Below are 15,262 nucleotides of genomic sequence, written 5' to 3' on the forward strand. Positions count from 1 at the left end.
GGAGTCGGTCAGCACGATGTGGGTGCGGACGGCGGCGTACATCCTCGGCAGCGTGGCCTCGATGTCGGCCCGGTCGGCGGTCAGCGCTGCCGCTCGCAGTGTGCCGAGAGTCCACGGTCCGGGCCTGCGCGCGGTGGGGCCACGTGCCCGTGGCCGTGGCGAACACCCTGCTGGCCGGTAGGTGGGTAGTCTCGAAGCGCCTTATCCGGTCGCGGCCCGGGGCTGGTCGTGGGTGGCGCAGTGGATGCCACCGCCTCCGGCGGCGATGTTGTCGATCCTCAGTTGGCGGATCTCGCGGCCGGGGTACTGCTCGGCCAGGATCTGCCGGGCGTGGTCGTCGGCGGCGGCGTCGCCGAACCTGGGCAGAAGGACGACCTTGTTGGCGATGGAGAAGTTGGCGTAGGAGGACAAGAATTCCTCGCCCCGGCCGGTGATCTTGTCAGGGTCGGGCTGGGGCAGCTCGATGACCTTCAATTTCCTGCCGCGGGCGTCGGTGGCGTCGGCCAGCACCTGCTTGGCCTGAGCGGAGGCGCGCGACCATACGTCCGGCTCGGCGCCGGGTGCGGGCCGGTCCAGAAGGACGACCCCGGGTGCGGTGAAACGGACCAGGCAGTCGATGTGCGCGTCGGTGATGTCCTTGCCGGCGACCCCGGCGAACCAGATGACCTTGGTAACGCCCAGCGTCCGCTTGAGCTCGTCCTCGATCTGCTGCCGGGTCTTGCCGGGGTTGCGGTTGCGGTTGACCAGGGAACTCTCGGTCACCAGCAGCGTCCCCTGCCCGTCGGTCTCCAGCGCGCCGCCCTCGCTCACCAGCCAGGTCGCCACCCGCGGGATCTCGTACTTCGCCAGGACCGCGCGGGCGACGCGCGCGTCCTGGTCGTGGGGCTCCTGCTTGCCGCCCCATCCGTTGAAGTTGAGATCCACACCGGCCAGGGAGCGGTTCCGCTCGACGAAGACCGGCACCGTGTCGCGGGCCCACAGGTCATCGGCGGGGATCGGCACCACCTCGACGTCGTCGCCGCAGGCCCGCTGCGCCGCGTCGGCCAGTTCCGGCCTGGCCATCATGACCACCGGCTGATAGCCGCCGATCGTGCGTGCCAGGGCGGCGATGTCGCCCTGCACGGCACCCGCCTGCCCACCCCAGATGTCAGAAGTGGGCCAGCACATGAAGGTACGGGCCTGCGGTTCCCATTCGGCGCCGAGCCGCAGCCCGGCCGTGGCCGTCGAGGGGCCGACCGCCTGATCGCCGCTCCCGGAGCAGGCGGCGACCCCGGCCACGAGCGCGCCGCACCCGGCCAGGGAGCGCAGCGCACTTCGGCGGGACATGCCGGAGGCGGAAGACTCGGACACGGCAGACACCCCAGGATCGAGATCGGCTCGGTCGGGCACACCGGGGCGGACACGGACGTGCCGAAGAACCACCCCCCTCATGCCCGACCCAGATCCCGAACAAACAACGCCGCTCGGCTCTGACCTGGCGCTATGGATGATCGCCTCTTGCCGGCGCGGCCGGTCGGTGCCGCGTTCCGGCCTTGAGTGATGATCCGATGGCCCGACGGACGGCGCAGCAGGTGTAGTGCTTGGTCAGGGGACTCCGAGCTGGGAGGGCCGGAGGGTGCCGGACGCATCGACCTGAAGTTCACCGGCTCCCCGGCAGGCAGGTCGCCACCGTGCACCCTCACCTGTGAGGAGAACGGAGACGTCCGCGCCGCACGTTCGAGCTGACCGAGTGGTCGCGCCCGGCGAGGCGCCCGAGCGATTATCGAATCTGCTGGCGCGGTTTGACAACGGTAGGGACTGCGGAGAGCGGGCAGGCGGTAACGGGGTTCTCGCGGTCGCGGGCTCCTGGGGGAGAGATCGCCGAGCCGCTTGACCTTGACGTAGCGTCAGGGTCCGTAATGGGGGCATGCGGATCGGAGAGCTTGCCGCGCTGGTCGGGGTCTCGACGCGTGCGGTGCGGCACTATCACCATCTCGGGGTGCTGCCCGAGCCGGAACGGCTGGCCAACGGGTACCGGGAGTACCGGTTGCGGGACGCGGTCGTGCTCGCGCGGGTGCGGCGGCTGACCGAGCTCGGACTCTCGCTGGGGGAGGTCAGGGACGTCCTGGCCGACGGCCGGGGGCGTGAGCTGCGCGAGGTGCTCCTGGAGCTGGACGCGGATATGGCGCGCCAGCAGGAAGCGCTGCGCGAGCGGCGGGAGCGGCTGGCCGAGCTGCTGACCCGGACCGATCTGGACGCCGACTCGACGGTGCCCGCCCAGGCCGCCGCCGTCTTGAAGAGCGTGGCGCCGGGTGACTCCCGGTTCGCCGGCCTGGACCGGGAGATGCTGACGCTGGTGGCGAGCCTCGGCGCGGAGGAGGAGCGGCAACGGTTCCTCGCGATGCTGGCGCCGCTAGCCGATCCCGAGGTGGCCGCGCGCAGCCACGCGCTCTACGCCCGGCTCGACGAGCTTGAGGACGCGCCCGCGGACGATCCCCGGACCGAGACCCTGGCCCGCGACCTGGCGGCCCACCTGCCCGAGCCGATGGCCCGGCTCATGGCCGGCAACCCCGCCGACGAGCCCCGGATGTGGGCGTTGCTGGAGGAGCTCCCGCCGGCGCAGGCCGAGGTGTTCAGGATCTTGCCCCGCATCCTGAAGGGGACGCTCTGATGGTGCGCCTGGCCCGTGCCGCGCTGTTCATCGTCGTCCCGGCCGAGGCCGTCACCTTGATCCTGCCGGCGTCGGGCGTCCGACCTCCCGAGTCCGTCGTCGCGGTGGCCGAGGCGGCGGTGGCCGTGCTGTTCGTCGTGGAGGCGGCCGTCGCCGTCCGGCTGTGGCGGGCCCATCGCCGCACCGGGCTGAGCCGCCGCGCGGCACTGCGCACGGCCTACGAGGAACTCGTGCCGCTGAAGGTCCGCCGGATCATCGGGTTCGACACCAAGGGAATGGTCAGCCTGGCCCTGTTCGCCGCCCGCCGCAAACACGGCGTCCCGGACGGGGCCAAGGCGGTCTCCTATCACCGCGAGCAGAACATGTTGATGCTGATGTTCATGTTCGCGATGGTGGTCGAGGCGGTCGCCTGCGAGTTCCTGCTGCGCGGCGTCGGCGCGCCCGCGCCGCTGCGCAACGCCGTCCTCGCCGTCGATCTGTACGGCATTCTGATCGGCCTGGCCATCGCGGCGTCCAGCGTCACCCGCCCCCACGTGATCTCGGAGGACGAGGTGAGGGTCCGGTGGGGAGGATTCGTGGACCTGCGGATCCCCCGCGACCTGATCATTTCGGCCCACCGGGTGCGGAACTTCAACGAGGACAAGCACTTCCTGCTCCATGACGGTACCTTCGCCCTGGCGACCGGGTCCCAGACCAATATCGTCATTCAGTTGAGCGAACCGATCTCCGTCACCCGGCCCCTCGGCGGCCGAGACCGGGCACGGACGATTCGCTTCTTCGCCGACGAGCCCGACGAAGCGCTCCATGCCCTCACCGCCGTCCGCGCCGAGGTCAGATGATCCGGTGGCCTGCGCCACAACGCCGTAGCCCAGCGAGGGCAGGCTGACGATCACTGACCGGCAGAAACGGCGTGGCGAAGACCGGAACCGGATGGAAATGGTCGCCCAGCGGTTGAAAAGACCCCTTCACGAGCGGATCGACTGCTCGAATATTCCGATGTCATATCCGGTGCTCCGCATCTGGCGGTGGCGGTTCACCGAAAGCGCGGAATAGGCGGCGAGCAGGCTGGTCGGCGCTGAATGCCGGCTGAAGCAACCTGAAGCCGATTTCAGGATCGCGCGGCGCCGTGCTGCCATTATGACCCGATGCGATTGCTGCTGGTGGAGGACAACGAACGACTGACGACCACGCTGGCCCGCGGCCTGCGAGCCGAAGGGTACGGGGTCGACGTCTCCCATAACGGTCAGGAGGGACTGAGCCGTGCCCTTGCCCACCCCTATGCCGTGGTCGTCCTGGACATCATGCTGCCCGGGCTCAACGGCTTCGCCGTCTGCGAGCGGCTGCGCCGGAGCGGCAGCACGGTGCCGATCCTCATGCTGACCGCCAAGAACGGCGAGTACGACGAGGCGGAGGCGCTCGACACGGGCGCCGATGACTACATCAGCAAGCCGTTCTCCTACGTCGTCCTCATCGCCCGGTTGCGCGCGCTGCTGCGCCGCGGCGGCGCGACCCGTCCGTCGGTCCTGACCGCCGGAGACCTGCGGCTCGACCCGGCCGCCCGCCGGTGCCACCACGGCGTGACCGAGATACGGCTCACCGCGAAGGAGTTCGCGGTGCTGGAGTGCCTGGCCCGCCGCCCCGACGAGGTGGTCACGAAGATCGACATCATCGACGAGGTCTGGGACCACGCCTTCGACGGCGACGTGAACATCGTCGAGGTCTACGTCCGCACCCTGCGCCGCAAACTTCCGTCCGGCCCGGCCGCGATCCAGACCGTGCGCGGAGCGGGGTACCGGCTGGTGACGACCCATGCCTAGGCGGCTCAGATCGGTGCGGGCACGAGCCGCGCTGGGCGCGGCGCTCGCCGCCGCCGTCGTCTTCGGTGCCGGCGGCTGGTGGGTCCGCGACGCCATCGAGGACCAGTGGATGAGCGCGGCACGAGAGGCGGCGACGCGCGACGCCTTCTCGGTGGCCTCCGCCCTCGAATCAGGGGCCGGACCGCGCGGCACCGACTCCTCGTTCGCCGTCGTCCGCACCGATGGGCGATGCGTGATGACGGGCGGTACGGCCTTCGACGGCGATCTCGACCGGCCGCTACCTGGATTCCCTCCAAGGGTCGGGTGGAGCGTCCACGCAGTCCGCGGGAAGGGCCGGTTCGTCGTCGGCACCACCGACGTGCTGCCCTCGGACCGGATCGAGAAGCTGACCGGCGGCGGCGGGCAACCCGCGCAGCGCCTGACGGTGTACGTGCTCGTCTCGGCGTCCGACACCGAGACGGCCGTCGCCACAGTCGATCGCCTGCTCGGCTGGGGGCTGCCGCTCGCCGTACCGTTCGTCGGCCTGATCGCCTGGTTCGTCACCGGCCGGGCCCTGCGGCCGGTGGAGGCGATCCGGGTGAAGATGGCGGACGTCAGCGCCCGCGCGCTCGACCAGCGCGTCCCCGTACCGGACACCGGCGACGAGATCACCCGCCTGGCCCGGACCACCAACGAGACCCTCGACCGGCTCGAACACGCCCACCACCGGCAGCAACGCTTCGTCGCCGACGCCTCCCACGAGCTGCGGACACCGCTCGCGGGCCTGCGCAACTCACTGGAGATCGCGCTCGCCTACCCGGAGCGAACGGACTGGCCCAGCACGGTCGCCACGGCGCTGGCCGACGCCGACCGCCTGCAACGCCTGGCCGAGGATCTCCTCCTGCTCGCCTCGCCCGCTCGCGCCGCGGCGACGCCCTCGGACCTCGCCGACATCGTCGAGGAGCAGATCGCCGAACGCGCCCACACCGGCGACGGCCCCACCTTCACCGCGCATACGACCCGTCCCGCCCTCGTACGCGAGAGCGAGACCCGACTCGCCCGGATCGTCCGCAACCTGCTCGACAACGCGGCCCGGCACGCCCGCGCACAGGTGACGGTGACCGTCGCGGCCACCAACGGCAGCGTCACGCTGACCGTCGCCGACGACGGTCCGGGCGTCCCGCCGGAGGAACGCGAGCGGATCTTCGAGCGCTTCGTCCGCCTCGACGACGCCCGCACCCGCGCGGACGGCGGCACCGGGCTCGGGCTCACGATCGTCCGCGACCTCGTCACCGGTCTGGGCGGCACCGCCCGCATGGCGGACCGCTCCACCTTCGTCGTCACACTTCCCGGCCACGAGGAATGATCGCCACCGAGCCGAGGCGGATCCTCGCGGACGGTGTCACATCTGGTCGGCCAGGTTCCTGGCGGCTTCGACGGCGATGTCGATGGCCCGGGCCGCGAGTGGTGAGTGGTTGCGGCCGGCGGGCCAGCACAGGTACCACGTGCAGGTGGGCGATGGTCGCAACCGGTGGACGGTGAGCCGCTCGTCCGACCAGGCGTCCGAGCCGTAGAGGGCGAGCCACGGCAGGACCGCCGAGCCTATGCCCGCCCGCACCATCGACACGATGGTGTCGTGGCCGGTGGTCCGGAACACGATCCGGGGCCGGGCGCCGGCGTTCGCAAGCGCCCTCTCCAGCCATTTCTGGTGGGAGGTGGGCGGCCAGGCGACCATCGGGACATCGTCGAGCAGCTCGACCCCCACCGGGCCCTCGGGGAACGCGCCGGAGGCGGCCACCAGGAGGTGCGGCTCGTCGACGAGCCCGACGTGCTCGACGTCGCCGTCGATCCGGTCGTAGTGGAACAGCAGGTCGAGGTCCCCGATCCGCGGGTTCCTCGGATCCACCTCGGAGAGCCTGATGTCGCAGCCGGGGTGCTCGCTCAGCAGCCGGCGGACGACGGACGGGAGGATGAGCCTGGTCGCCCCCTGGAAGGTGCCGATGTCGATCCGGCCGTGGCCCGCGCGGTAGCGGTCGACGGCGTCGCCCAGCGCCTCGGCCTTCCTCAGCAGGTCGCGGCCGTGGGCGAGGACCACCTCACCGAGGGGCGTGATCCGTACCGGCCTGGGGCCTCCGGGACGGTCGAAGACGGCGCCGCCGACGGCCTTCTCCAGCGCGGCGATCTGCTGGCTCACCGACGACTGGGTGTAGCCGAGCCGGCCCGCCGCCCGTCCGAACGTCCCCTCCTCGGCGATGGCGGCCATGGTCCTGAGGTGGCGCAACTCCACGTCGGTCATGGCGATGAGCATAAACGGGAAGCGATCAATATGATCGGAATCAATCGCTTTTCTTAATGAAGTGCCGCTCCTAGGGTCATCGGCATGACGATCCACAGAGCTCCGGTGCGGCCGGACCTGCCGAACCTGGTCTGGGCCCTGGCGGCGACGCATTTCGTGAGCCGGGCCGGCGGGGCCGTGCAGTCGTTCCTCGTCCTCTACCTGACGCAGGAGCAGGGGCTGTCGCCGACGACCGCGGGCGCCGTCGTGGCGGCGGTCGGGGTCGGGGGCATCGGTTCACAGGTGCTCGGCGGCTGGCTGGGCGACCGGATCGGCCGGCGCCACACCATGCTGGCGGGGTTCCTCGGGACCACCGTGGCGATCGTCGCGCTCGGCTCGGCGGACACGCTGCCGGCGATCTGGGCGGCCGCGGTCGCCGTCGGGCTGATGACGGACCTGTTCCGCCCGGCCGGATCGGCCGCGGTGGCCGATCTCCCGCCACGGCAGCGGATCCGGGCCTTCGGGGTGCTGTTCTGGGCGACCAACCTCGGCTTCTCCGTGGCCACGGTCACCGCCGGGGCCCTGGCCCAGCACGGGTACGGGATGTTGTTCTGGATCAACGCCGTGGCCGCGGTCGCCGCGGCGCTGATCGTCTGGCGGCGGGTTCCCGAGACCCGCCCGCCGGCGCGGAGACAGCCCCGGCAGGCGCTGCTGCCGACGCTGGTACGCGACCGGCTGATGATCGCCATGGTGCTGCTCCACGTCGCCTACTTCACGCTGTTCCTACAGACGTTCGCGACGCTCCCGCTCGTCATGACGGCGGACGGGCACGGCCCCGCGACCTACGGCGCGGTGCTGGCCCTGAACGGCATCGTCATCGTCGCGGGCCAGCCGCTGGCCGTCCGGCTGCTCGGGGGCCGCGACCCCAGCACCGTGCTGGCCGTCTCCATGCTCATGGTCGGCGCCGGCGTCGGTGCGGGCGCCGTCGTGCACGGCGTCGCGGGTCAGGCGGCGTCGGTCCTGGTCTGGACGCTCGGGCAGATCGGCATCGCGGTCATGTTCGGCGCCACGTTCGCCGGCATCGCGCCGGCGGGGCTGCGCGGCAGGTACATGGGCGTCGCCTCCGCCGCCTGGAGCGCCGGCGCGATGCTCGGCCCGCTGGCGGGCACCGTCCTGCTCAACCATGCCGGACGGCCGGCCTTGGCGGTGGTGTGCGCGATCACCGGGATCGCGCTGTTCGCGGGGCAGCAGGCGCTCGGTCCGGCGCTGCGCTGCCGGACCGCGGCCCAGGAGCACCGGCGTCCGCCGGTCCACTGCGCGTCGGTTCGCGCCGGGCGACCGGCGTACGCGAACTCATGAGTGACCGCATTCCAACGATGAGAGGAAAGGTTCGATGAGCACCTTCGTATTGATCCACGGTGGGGGAGACGTCGGGTGGTACTGGCACCTGGTGGAGGCCGAACTGCGGGCGCGGGGGCACGACGTGGTGGCGCCCGATCTTCCCGCCGACGATGACGGGAAGACCCTGGTGGACTACGCCGACGCCGTGATCGAGGCCGTCGCCGGGAAACGGGACCTGGTCGTGGTGGGCCACTCGTTCGGAGGCTTCACCGCCCCCCTGGTCGCCGATCGGCTCTCCGCCGACGCGCTGGTCCTGATCGCCGGCATGATCCCGAGCCCGGGGGAGTCGCCGGACGAATGGTGGTCCAACACCGGATGCGGCGCCGCCGTCAAGGAGCAGGCCGAGCGGGACGGCGGCCTCACCGGCAACCCGGACCCGTTCGTCAGCTTCTACCAGGACGTGCCGCGGAAGCTGGCCGAGGAGGCGCTGAGCAAGGAGCGCGCCCACCCGTCGAGGGCCGCGATGGCCGCTCCGTGGCCGCTGGACGCCTGGCCGGACGTGCCGACGAGGTTCGTCCTGTGCACCGAGGACCGCACCTTCCCGCCGGACTTCGTCCGGCGGCTGGTCGAGGAGCGGCTCGGCATCGTCCCGGACGAGATCGCCGCAGGCCACTGCGTCGCCCTCAGCCAACCCGAAGCGGTGGCGGACCTGCTGACCGGCTACGCGGACACGGAAGGGGCCCGATCATGACCGGGTTGCGTTCGGCGCTGTGGCTGCCGATATTCGACGACCTCGCCGAACCGGCGGTGGTCGCGCGCCTGGCCGCCGAGGCCGAGGAGGCCGGCTGGCACGGCCTGTTCGTCTGGGACCACATCCGCTGGCGGTCCCCGGCCCAGCCGGTCGCGGACCCGTGGATCACGCTCGCCGCGGTGGCGACCGCCACCGAGAACCTCCGGTTCGGCCCGATGGTCACGCCGCTCGCCCGCCGCAGGCCGGCGAAGGTCGCCAAGGAGACCGCGACACTGGACCGGCTCAGCGGCGGCCGCCTCACCCTGGGCGTCGGACTCGGCAGCAACCGCTTCGCCGACGAGCTGCGCGCGACCGGCGAGGAACTCAGCGACCGCGAGCGCGGGCAGATGCTCGACGAGTCACTGGAGATCCTCACCGCCGCATGGTCCGGCGGGCCGGTGCACCACCACGGCCGCCACCACACCGTCGACGGGGTCTCCTTCCTCCCTCGGCCGGTTCAGCGGCCCGGTGTGCCGGTGTGGGCGGCAGGGTTTCCCGGCAACGCCAAACCGCTGCGCCGCGCCGCCCGGCACGACGGCTTCTTCCCCATCAACCTCGAACACCCGGACCAGGTCGCCGGCATCGCCGCGGCCATCACCGAACTCCGCCAGGGGAACACGGCCCCGTACGACATCGCCGTCGCCCTCCCGCCCGCGACCGATCCGGCGCCCTTCGCCAAGGCGGGCGCCACCTGGTGGTTGGCGGAGTTCGATCCCGACACGGTGTCGCTGGACGAGGTACGGGGCGTCCTCCGCGAAGGCCCGGCGGAGCGGAACCACCGATGACCGTGACGTCGAAAGGCCAGCACACCGAGCTGTTCGACTACGACGCGGAACTGCGCCTGCACAACGAGCACTTCCGCGCCGCCGCCCGCGTCGGCCCCGGCGACCGGGTGCTCGACGTCGGCTGCGGCACGGGCCAGTCCACCCGCGAGGCCGCCCGCGCCGCCGTCAACGGCAGCGCGCTGGGCATCGACGTCTCCGCGCGAATGCTCGAACGGGCCCGCCGGCTCAGCGACGTCCAAGGACTGACCAACGTCACCTACCAGCAGGCGGATGCCCAGGCACACCGCTTCCCACCGGCGCGCTTCGACCTCTGCGTCAGCAGGTTCGGAGCGATGTTCTTCGCCGACCCGGTCCCCGCGTTCACCAATATCGGGCGCGCCCTACGGCCCGGAGCGCGCCTGGTGCTGCTGGTCTGGCAAGACCGCGACCGCAACGAGTGGGCCTCCACGCTCTCCCGGATCCGCGCCACCCCCAGCCCGGCCCCCTTCTCTCTCGCCGACCCGTCCACCACGAAAGGCATCCTTACGGCAGCGGGCTTCACGGAAGTCGACTTCACCGACGTGCACGAGCCCGTGTACTACGGCCCGGACGCCGCGACGGCCCTCGACAACGTGCTCCACCTGGCGGAACTCAAAGACCTGCTCACCGCCCCCGGTGCCGCGAAGACCGGTCGGGCACGCGCGCGACTGCGCACCACCCTCGCCGCCCACGCCACCGACGACGGCGTGTACTTCGACTCACGCGCCTGGCTCATCACAGCCCGCTACTAGCCGCTACCCAGGGTCAGCCTCGCGCCCCTGACACTCACCGCCAGGAACCCCGCACCCACCGTCGGGGAACCGCACCTGGACGATGCGGTCGTCGTCGCGGGCCCATACCCGACAGTGGGCCCGCATCGCCCTCTAATCGACAATTGGGCCGGGCTCGGACAGATGTGGCAACTCTTAGCATCCATTGGGCACCCGGCACAGGGCATCCCCTTTGTCGGCATCAGAAGATCGTTCTGAGCGTCTTGGCGTCATCCATAGCCAATCGACGATTCAAAGGCTCCTCACCCATCGCGCGGCTACACTACGGCACAGCCAGCGGGCTTGACCCCTACAAGCGAGGTGCGTGTGGCCAGGTGAGCGAGGACGGCACCGAAGGTGAAGGGCGACACAGCGAAGCGTCACGACTTGCGAGGCAACTCTCCTCACCCCAGGTGCTATCCGGAGTGGCGGCCACCCTGATTTCCACGGTGATCATAAAATTCCTCGGCAAGCTGAACATCGCCTCGGTCACCCTGATCATCAGCGTGACCGCGCTGGTGGCTTCCGTCGCCGCCCTCAACCGCATCCACCGAGATGGCGGCAGGGTCATCTTCTGGGCGGCCGCGGCCACGACGATTATCAGTTCGGTGGTCTTGGCGGGCGCGGCAGGCTGGCTCCTCAAGCTGCGTCCCGAGGGCCAGGGCGCTGCCCCGGCGAACTCGCCCGCCGCGACCGCCACCGTGACGCTCACCCCACCTCCGTTCATGAAGCTGAACGACAACTTCTCGGTGGGTGAATGCGTGCTGGCGCCGCAAGTGCACCAGCAGAACAAGGAAATACCGGACCGCCTGAACACGGTCTCCTGCTTGGCCGCCCACGACGCCGAAGTCTACTTCGTCGGCGATATCTGGCCCTCCGGGCAATCACACCCTGGCGAGGTGAAGGTGAACGAGCGCACCGACCGGTGGTGCGACGATTCCTTCCGGAAATACATCCAGACATCTTCGAAAGACTCCATCTTTGACTACGATTACTGGTACCCGGATCGCGATGAATGGACAAAGGGGGATCGCCGCGTCATCTGCATCGCCTTCCTGCCGGGCAAATCCCTCAACTATTCGATCAGGGGGATGCGGCAATAGCGTGGATCACCTCAGCGGTGGCGGGCGGACGACGGATCCGGAGGCTCGCCGACCCTGTGGCCACCGCGCTGACCCTTCGCGAGCGGGGAAGCCCGTCCAAGACGTCCAGGCCGGGGGACGGGGGAGGACTCGGTCGCGGAGGACGGCGGGCGCCGGTGTGGTCCAGGGAACAGGCGGACGCGGTGGTCGCGATGCTCTCGGCGGGGTCGCGCCGTTTGTTCGGCTCGAACAACGGCTAATATCTGCGCTGCGTTGATTGATCGCCGATGCGACCCGCGTCCTGGACCAGGGTTGGGAGAGAACTGTGGCCGGTCATCTGGACGCCGTCTCCCCCGAGACGGTTACATCCACGGCCGAGCGGGTCGCGGGGAACGCCGCCGCGTTCCCCGACGCCCCGCGTGATCTGGAGGGTCTGTCCGTGCTGCTCGTGGAGGACGACCCGGCCGATGCGATCCTGGTCGAGGACACCCTCGCCGACACCGGCATGCGCGTCGACCTGCGGTGGGTGCGGTCGCTTCCGGAGGCGCACGAGCCGCTGACCGCCTCCCCGGCCCCCGACTGCGTCCTGCTCGACCTGAACCTGGGCGAGTCGCAGGGGCTGTCGGTGCTGCGGCGGGTCCTCGGATGGGCGCCGGGCGTGACGGTGGTGGTCCTGACCGGGCTGGCCGAGTCGCAGGCCGGGACGGCCGCGGTCGCCGCGGGCGCGCAGGACTACCTGTTCAAGGGGCAACTGGAGCCGGACGGGCTCGGTCGGGCGATCCGGTACGCGGTGCAGCGCCGGCAGGCGCAGCAGGCGGTCGCGGCGCTCCAGGTCGAGCAGATGCGGGCGCAGGAGAACGCCCGGCTGGAGCGGGGGCTGCTGCCGACTCCGCGGGTGGCCGATCCGCGGCTGCGGGTGGTGGCCCGCTACCGGCCGGGACGGGCGCAGTCGCTGCTGGGCGGCGACTTCTACGACGTGATGGAGACCAGCGACGGGCGGGTGCACGCGGTGATCGGCGACGTGGCCGGGCACGACCCGGCCTCGGCGGCGCTCGGTGTCAGCCTGCGGGTCGGCTGGCGCTCGTTCATCCTGGCCGGGATCCGCGGGGTCCGGCTGGTCGAGCTGCTGGAGGATCTGCTGGTCGCCGAGCGCGACGGCACGGAGACCTTCGTCACGCTCACCACGGTGACGGCGCTCCCGGGCGATCCGACGGCGCGGATCGTGCGCGCCGGGCACCCGGGGTTCCTCGTCCACGGCGGCGGGTCGGTGGAGCTGGTCCAGCCGCCGGGCGGGCTCGGGGTCGGCATGGTCCCGGGGATGGGCGCCTGGCAGGAGCACGAGGTCTCGCTCCCGGACGGCGCGTCCATGGTGCTGTTCACCGACGGCCTGTTCGAGGGGCAGATCAGCGCCGACGGGCAACGCCTGGACGTCTCGGGGCTCGTCCAGATCGCGCGGCGCCACCGCGACCGCGCCCCCGTGCCCTTCGTCGACGCGCTCATCGCCGACGTCGAGACGGCGTCGGCTCCGCACGGCGGCCTCGACGACGATGTCGCCGTCATCCACCTGGGATGGACCACCGCATGAACGCTTCGAACGACACGGCCTCCGGTGCTCGTCCCGCCTCCTCTCCCGGCCGGCGGGGGCTGAGCGTCCGGTCGTGGTTCATGCTCGCCGCGCTGATCATCGGTGTGCTCACCCTGACCGCCGCGCTGGTGGTGCACTCCCAGCTCGAACGGACCAGCCGCGCCTCCGACCGGCTGGTGGACCGCATCGCGCCGGCCCAGATCGAGGCGGCCCGGTCGCAGATGGCCATGCTGAACCAGGAGACCGGAGTCCGCGGCTACGCGCTGTCCGGCGACCGGCAGTACCTGCGGCCCTACACCGATGGGCTGGCCACCGAGCGCGAGTCCACCGACCGGCTGCGCCAGCTGCTGGCGGACGAGCCGCGGCTGCTCGCCGACGTGGAGGCCGCGCAGCGAGCGATCCAGACCTGGCGCCGCGACTACGGCTCCGTCGTGATCGGGCAGGTCGCCGAGCGCGGCCCCGGGAAGGACGCGTCCGCCACCGCCTCGCGGGGCAAACCCGCCTTCGACGCCGTCCGCGCCACGTGGGTCGTACAGAACGGGCACCTGAGCGAGGCCCGCGCCGAGGGGCACGCCGAGTTGCGGCACACCCGCACCGTGCGGAACTGGACGATGGCGGCGTTGTTCGCGGTGCTGCTGATCACCGCGGTGCTGCTGGCGGGGCTGCTGCACTACACGGTGGGCCGGCCGCTGCGGATGCTGCGCGCCGCGTCCCGGCGGGTCGCCGACGGCGACTTCTCCCATGAGATCGAGGCGCACGGGCCCGCCGACGTCCGCGACGTCGCCGACGCGGTGGAGGCGATGCGGCAGCGCATCACCCTCGCGCTGGAGGAGTCCACCGCGCGGGAGCGGCTGCTGCGGCACCGCACCGAGGAGCTGGACGCCCAGACGGTGGAGCTGCGCCGCTCCAACGCCGAGCTGGAGCAGTTCGCCTATGTCGCCAGCCACGACCTGCAGGAGCCGCTGCGCAAGGTCGCCTCGTTCTCCCAGATGCTGGAACGCCGCTACGCCGACCAACTGGACGACCGGGCCCGCCAGTACATCGGGTTCGCCGTGGACGGCGCCAAGCGCATGCAGGTGCTGATCAACGACCTGCTGACCTTCTCCCGGGTCGGCCGCCTGAACCAGCAGCGGCAGGAGACCGCGCTGCGCGCGCCGCTGGAACGCGCCCTGGACAACCTCGACGACGTCCTCACCGGGGCCGACGCCCGGGTCGAGGTGCCGGACGACCTGCCGACGCTCACCGCGGACCCGATGCTGCTGACGATGCTGTGGCAGAACCTCATCGGCAACGCGGTCAAGTTCCGGGATCCCGAGCGCCCGGCGGTCGTCACGATCGGCTGCGCCCGGGAGGACGACCTGTGGCATCTGACGGTCACCGACAACGGCATCGGCATCGCCGCCGACTACGCCGAGAAGATCTTCGTGATCTTCCAGCGGCTGCACAGCCGCGAGGCCTACAGCGGCACGGGCATCGGCCTCGCGCTCTGCAAGAAGATCGTCGAATACCACGGGGGGAAGATCTGGCTCGACCCCGATTACCACGACGGAGCCCGCTTCCACTTCACCCTCGCCGCCCAGACGGACACGGCCGATCCCGACGATCCCGAGCCGGCCGCCGACGAGGCCGACGCCCGACCGCGCACCGCGGACGCCGACCCCGCCAGTACGGTGAACGACGATCCGTCCTCCACCGCCGACCCGCAAGGAGCCACCCGATGAGCGATGCCGCCGTCCAGCCGATCACCGTCCTGCTCGTCGAGGACGACCCGGGCGACGAGCTGCTGACCCGCGAGGCGTTCGAGCACAACAAGGTCGGCAACTCCCTGCACGTCGCCCGCGACGGCGACGAGGCCCTGGACTTCCTCCACCGGCGCGGCCCGCACGCCGACGCGCCGCGTCCCGACCTGATCCTGCTGGACCTCAACCTGCCCAAGCGCGACGGCCGGGAGATCCTGGAGGAGGTCAAGTCCCACGCCGACCTCTCCGCCATACCGGTGGTCGTCCTGACCACCTCCGCGGCGGAGGAGGACATCCTGCGCAGCTATGCCCTGCACGCCAACGCCTACGTGACCAAGCCCGTCGACTTCGACCAGTTCATCAGCGCGGTCCGGCAGATCGACGACTTCTTCGTCACCGTCGTCCGCCTCCCCCACCGCGGGACTCTCTGA

The 15,262-nt window shown here is 71.2% G+C and carries 15 protein-coding genes; 12 read left to right on the forward strand and 3 right to left on the reverse strand.

All coding sequences use genetic code 11. The annotated features are described in order from the left end of the window. Positions 1-201: 201 nt before the first annotated feature. On the reverse strand, positions 202-1,350 hold the full coding sequence (locus GNZ18_RS12650) for an agmatine deiminase family protein (RefSeq protein WP_214619392.1): 1,149 nt from the start codon (positions 1,348-1,350) through the stop codon (positions 202-204). Positions 1,351-1,906: 556 nt separating this feature from the next. On the opposite strand from GNZ18_RS12650, the gene GNZ18_RS12655 reads away from it, so the two are divergent. Beyond that, complete coding sequence (locus GNZ18_RS12655) at positions 1,907-2,650, forward strand: MerR family transcriptional regulator (protein ID WP_156216492.1); 744 nt, start codon at positions 1,907-1,909, stop codon at positions 2,648-2,650. Next, positions 2,650-3,489, forward strand: a complete 840-nt coding sequence (locus GNZ18_RS12660; RefSeq protein WP_156216493.1) for a hypothetical protein — start codon at positions 2,650-2,652, stop codon at positions 3,487-3,489. Before GNZ18_RS12655 ends, GNZ18_RS12660 begins: the two co-directional genes overlap by 1 nt. A gap of 126 nt (positions 3,490-3,615) precedes the next feature. On the opposite strand, the gene GNZ18_RS12665 is transcribed toward GNZ18_RS12660, so the two are convergent. After that, positions 3,616-3,786, reverse strand: a complete 171-nt coding sequence (locus GNZ18_RS12665) for a hypothetical protein (protein ID WP_156216494.1) — start codon at positions 3,784-3,786, stop codon at positions 3,616-3,618. 9 nt (positions 3,787-3,795) lie between these two features. Here GNZ18_RS12665 and GNZ18_RS12670 point away from each other — a divergent pair, with 9 nt between their 5' ends. Both GNZ18_RS12670 and GNZ18_RS12675 read left to right on the forward strand, forming a co-directional pair. Further along, positions 3,796-4,467, forward strand: coding sequence for a response regulator transcription factor (locus tag GNZ18_RS12670; RefSeq protein ID WP_156216495.1), 672 nt, complete (start codon positions 3,796-3,798; stop codon positions 4,465-4,467). Then, the gene (locus tag GNZ18_RS12675; protein WP_156216496.1) at positions 4,460-5,812 is read left to right on the forward strand and encodes a sensor histidine kinase; all 1,353 of its coding nucleotides are present in this window, start codon (positions 4,460-4,462) and stop codon (positions 5,810-5,812) included. The genes GNZ18_RS12670 and GNZ18_RS12675 overlap by 8 nt, the downstream gene beginning before the upstream one ends. A gap of 36 nt (positions 5,813-5,848) precedes the next feature. Here GNZ18_RS12675 and GNZ18_RS12680 read toward each other — a convergent pair whose 3' ends face one another. Further along, the gene (locus GNZ18_RS12680; RefSeq protein WP_156216497.1) at positions 5,849-6,742 is read right to left on the reverse strand and encodes a LysR family transcriptional regulator; all 894 of its coding nucleotides are present in this window, start codon (positions 6,740-6,742) and stop codon (positions 5,849-5,851) included. A gap of 84 nt (positions 6,743-6,826) precedes the next feature. On the opposite strand from GNZ18_RS12680, the gene GNZ18_RS12685 reads away from it, so the two are divergent. The 8 genes from GNZ18_RS12685 (at position 6,827) to GNZ18_RS12720 (ending at position 15,262) form a co-directional block, all read left to right on the forward strand. Then, complete coding sequence (locus tag GNZ18_RS12685; protein ID WP_156216498.1) at positions 6,827-8,080, forward strand: MFS transporter; 1,254 nt, start codon at positions 6,827-6,829, stop codon at positions 8,078-8,080. Positions 8,081-8,114: 34 nt separating this feature from the next. Beyond that, positions 8,115-8,813: an alpha/beta fold hydrolase gene (locus tag GNZ18_RS12690; protein WP_156216499.1), complete on the forward strand. Its 699-nt coding sequence runs from the start codon at positions 8,115-8,117 to the stop codon at positions 8,811-8,813. Then, positions 8,810-9,637, forward strand: a complete 828-nt coding sequence (locus tag GNZ18_RS12695) for an LLM class flavin-dependent oxidoreductase (RefSeq protein ID WP_156216500.1) — start codon at positions 8,810-8,812, stop codon at positions 9,635-9,637. The genes GNZ18_RS12690 and GNZ18_RS12695 overlap by 4 nt, the downstream gene beginning before the upstream one ends. Further along, positions 9,634-10,407 carry a class I SAM-dependent methyltransferase gene (locus tag GNZ18_RS12700; RefSeq protein ID WP_156216501.1) on the forward strand — a complete coding sequence of 258 codons (774 nt, stop codon included), beginning with the start codon at positions 9,634-9,636 and terminating at the stop codon, positions 10,405-10,407. Before GNZ18_RS12695 ends, GNZ18_RS12700 begins: the two co-directional genes overlap by 4 nt. Before the next feature lie 353 nt (positions 10,408-10,760). After that, positions 10,761-11,528, forward strand: a complete 768-nt coding sequence (locus GNZ18_RS43635) for a septum formation family protein (RefSeq protein WP_156216502.1) — start codon at positions 10,761-10,763, stop codon at positions 11,526-11,528. A 304-nt stretch (positions 11,529-11,832) separates the two neighbouring features. Further along, positions 11,833-13,092, forward strand: coding sequence for a PP2C family protein-serine/threonine phosphatase (locus GNZ18_RS12710; protein ID WP_308166258.1), 1,260 nt, complete (start codon positions 11,833-11,835; stop codon positions 13,090-13,092). Next, on the forward strand, positions 13,089-14,813 hold the full coding sequence (locus GNZ18_RS12715) for a sensor histidine kinase (RefSeq protein WP_216651266.1): 1,725 nt from the start codon (positions 13,089-13,091) through the stop codon (positions 14,811-14,813). The genes GNZ18_RS12710 and GNZ18_RS12715 overlap by 4 nt, the downstream gene beginning before the upstream one ends. Further along, positions 14,810-15,262 (forward strand): response regulator, encoded by a 453-nt coding sequence (locus GNZ18_RS12720; protein WP_156216503.1) that lies wholly within the window; start codon positions 14,810-14,812, stop codon positions 15,260-15,262. Before GNZ18_RS12715 ends, GNZ18_RS12720 begins: the two co-directional genes overlap by 4 nt.

This window comes from Actinomadura litoris (assembly GCF_009733595.1).
GTDB lineage: Bacteria > Actinomycetota > Actinomycetes > Streptosporangiales > Streptosporangiaceae > Spirillospora > Spirillospora litoris.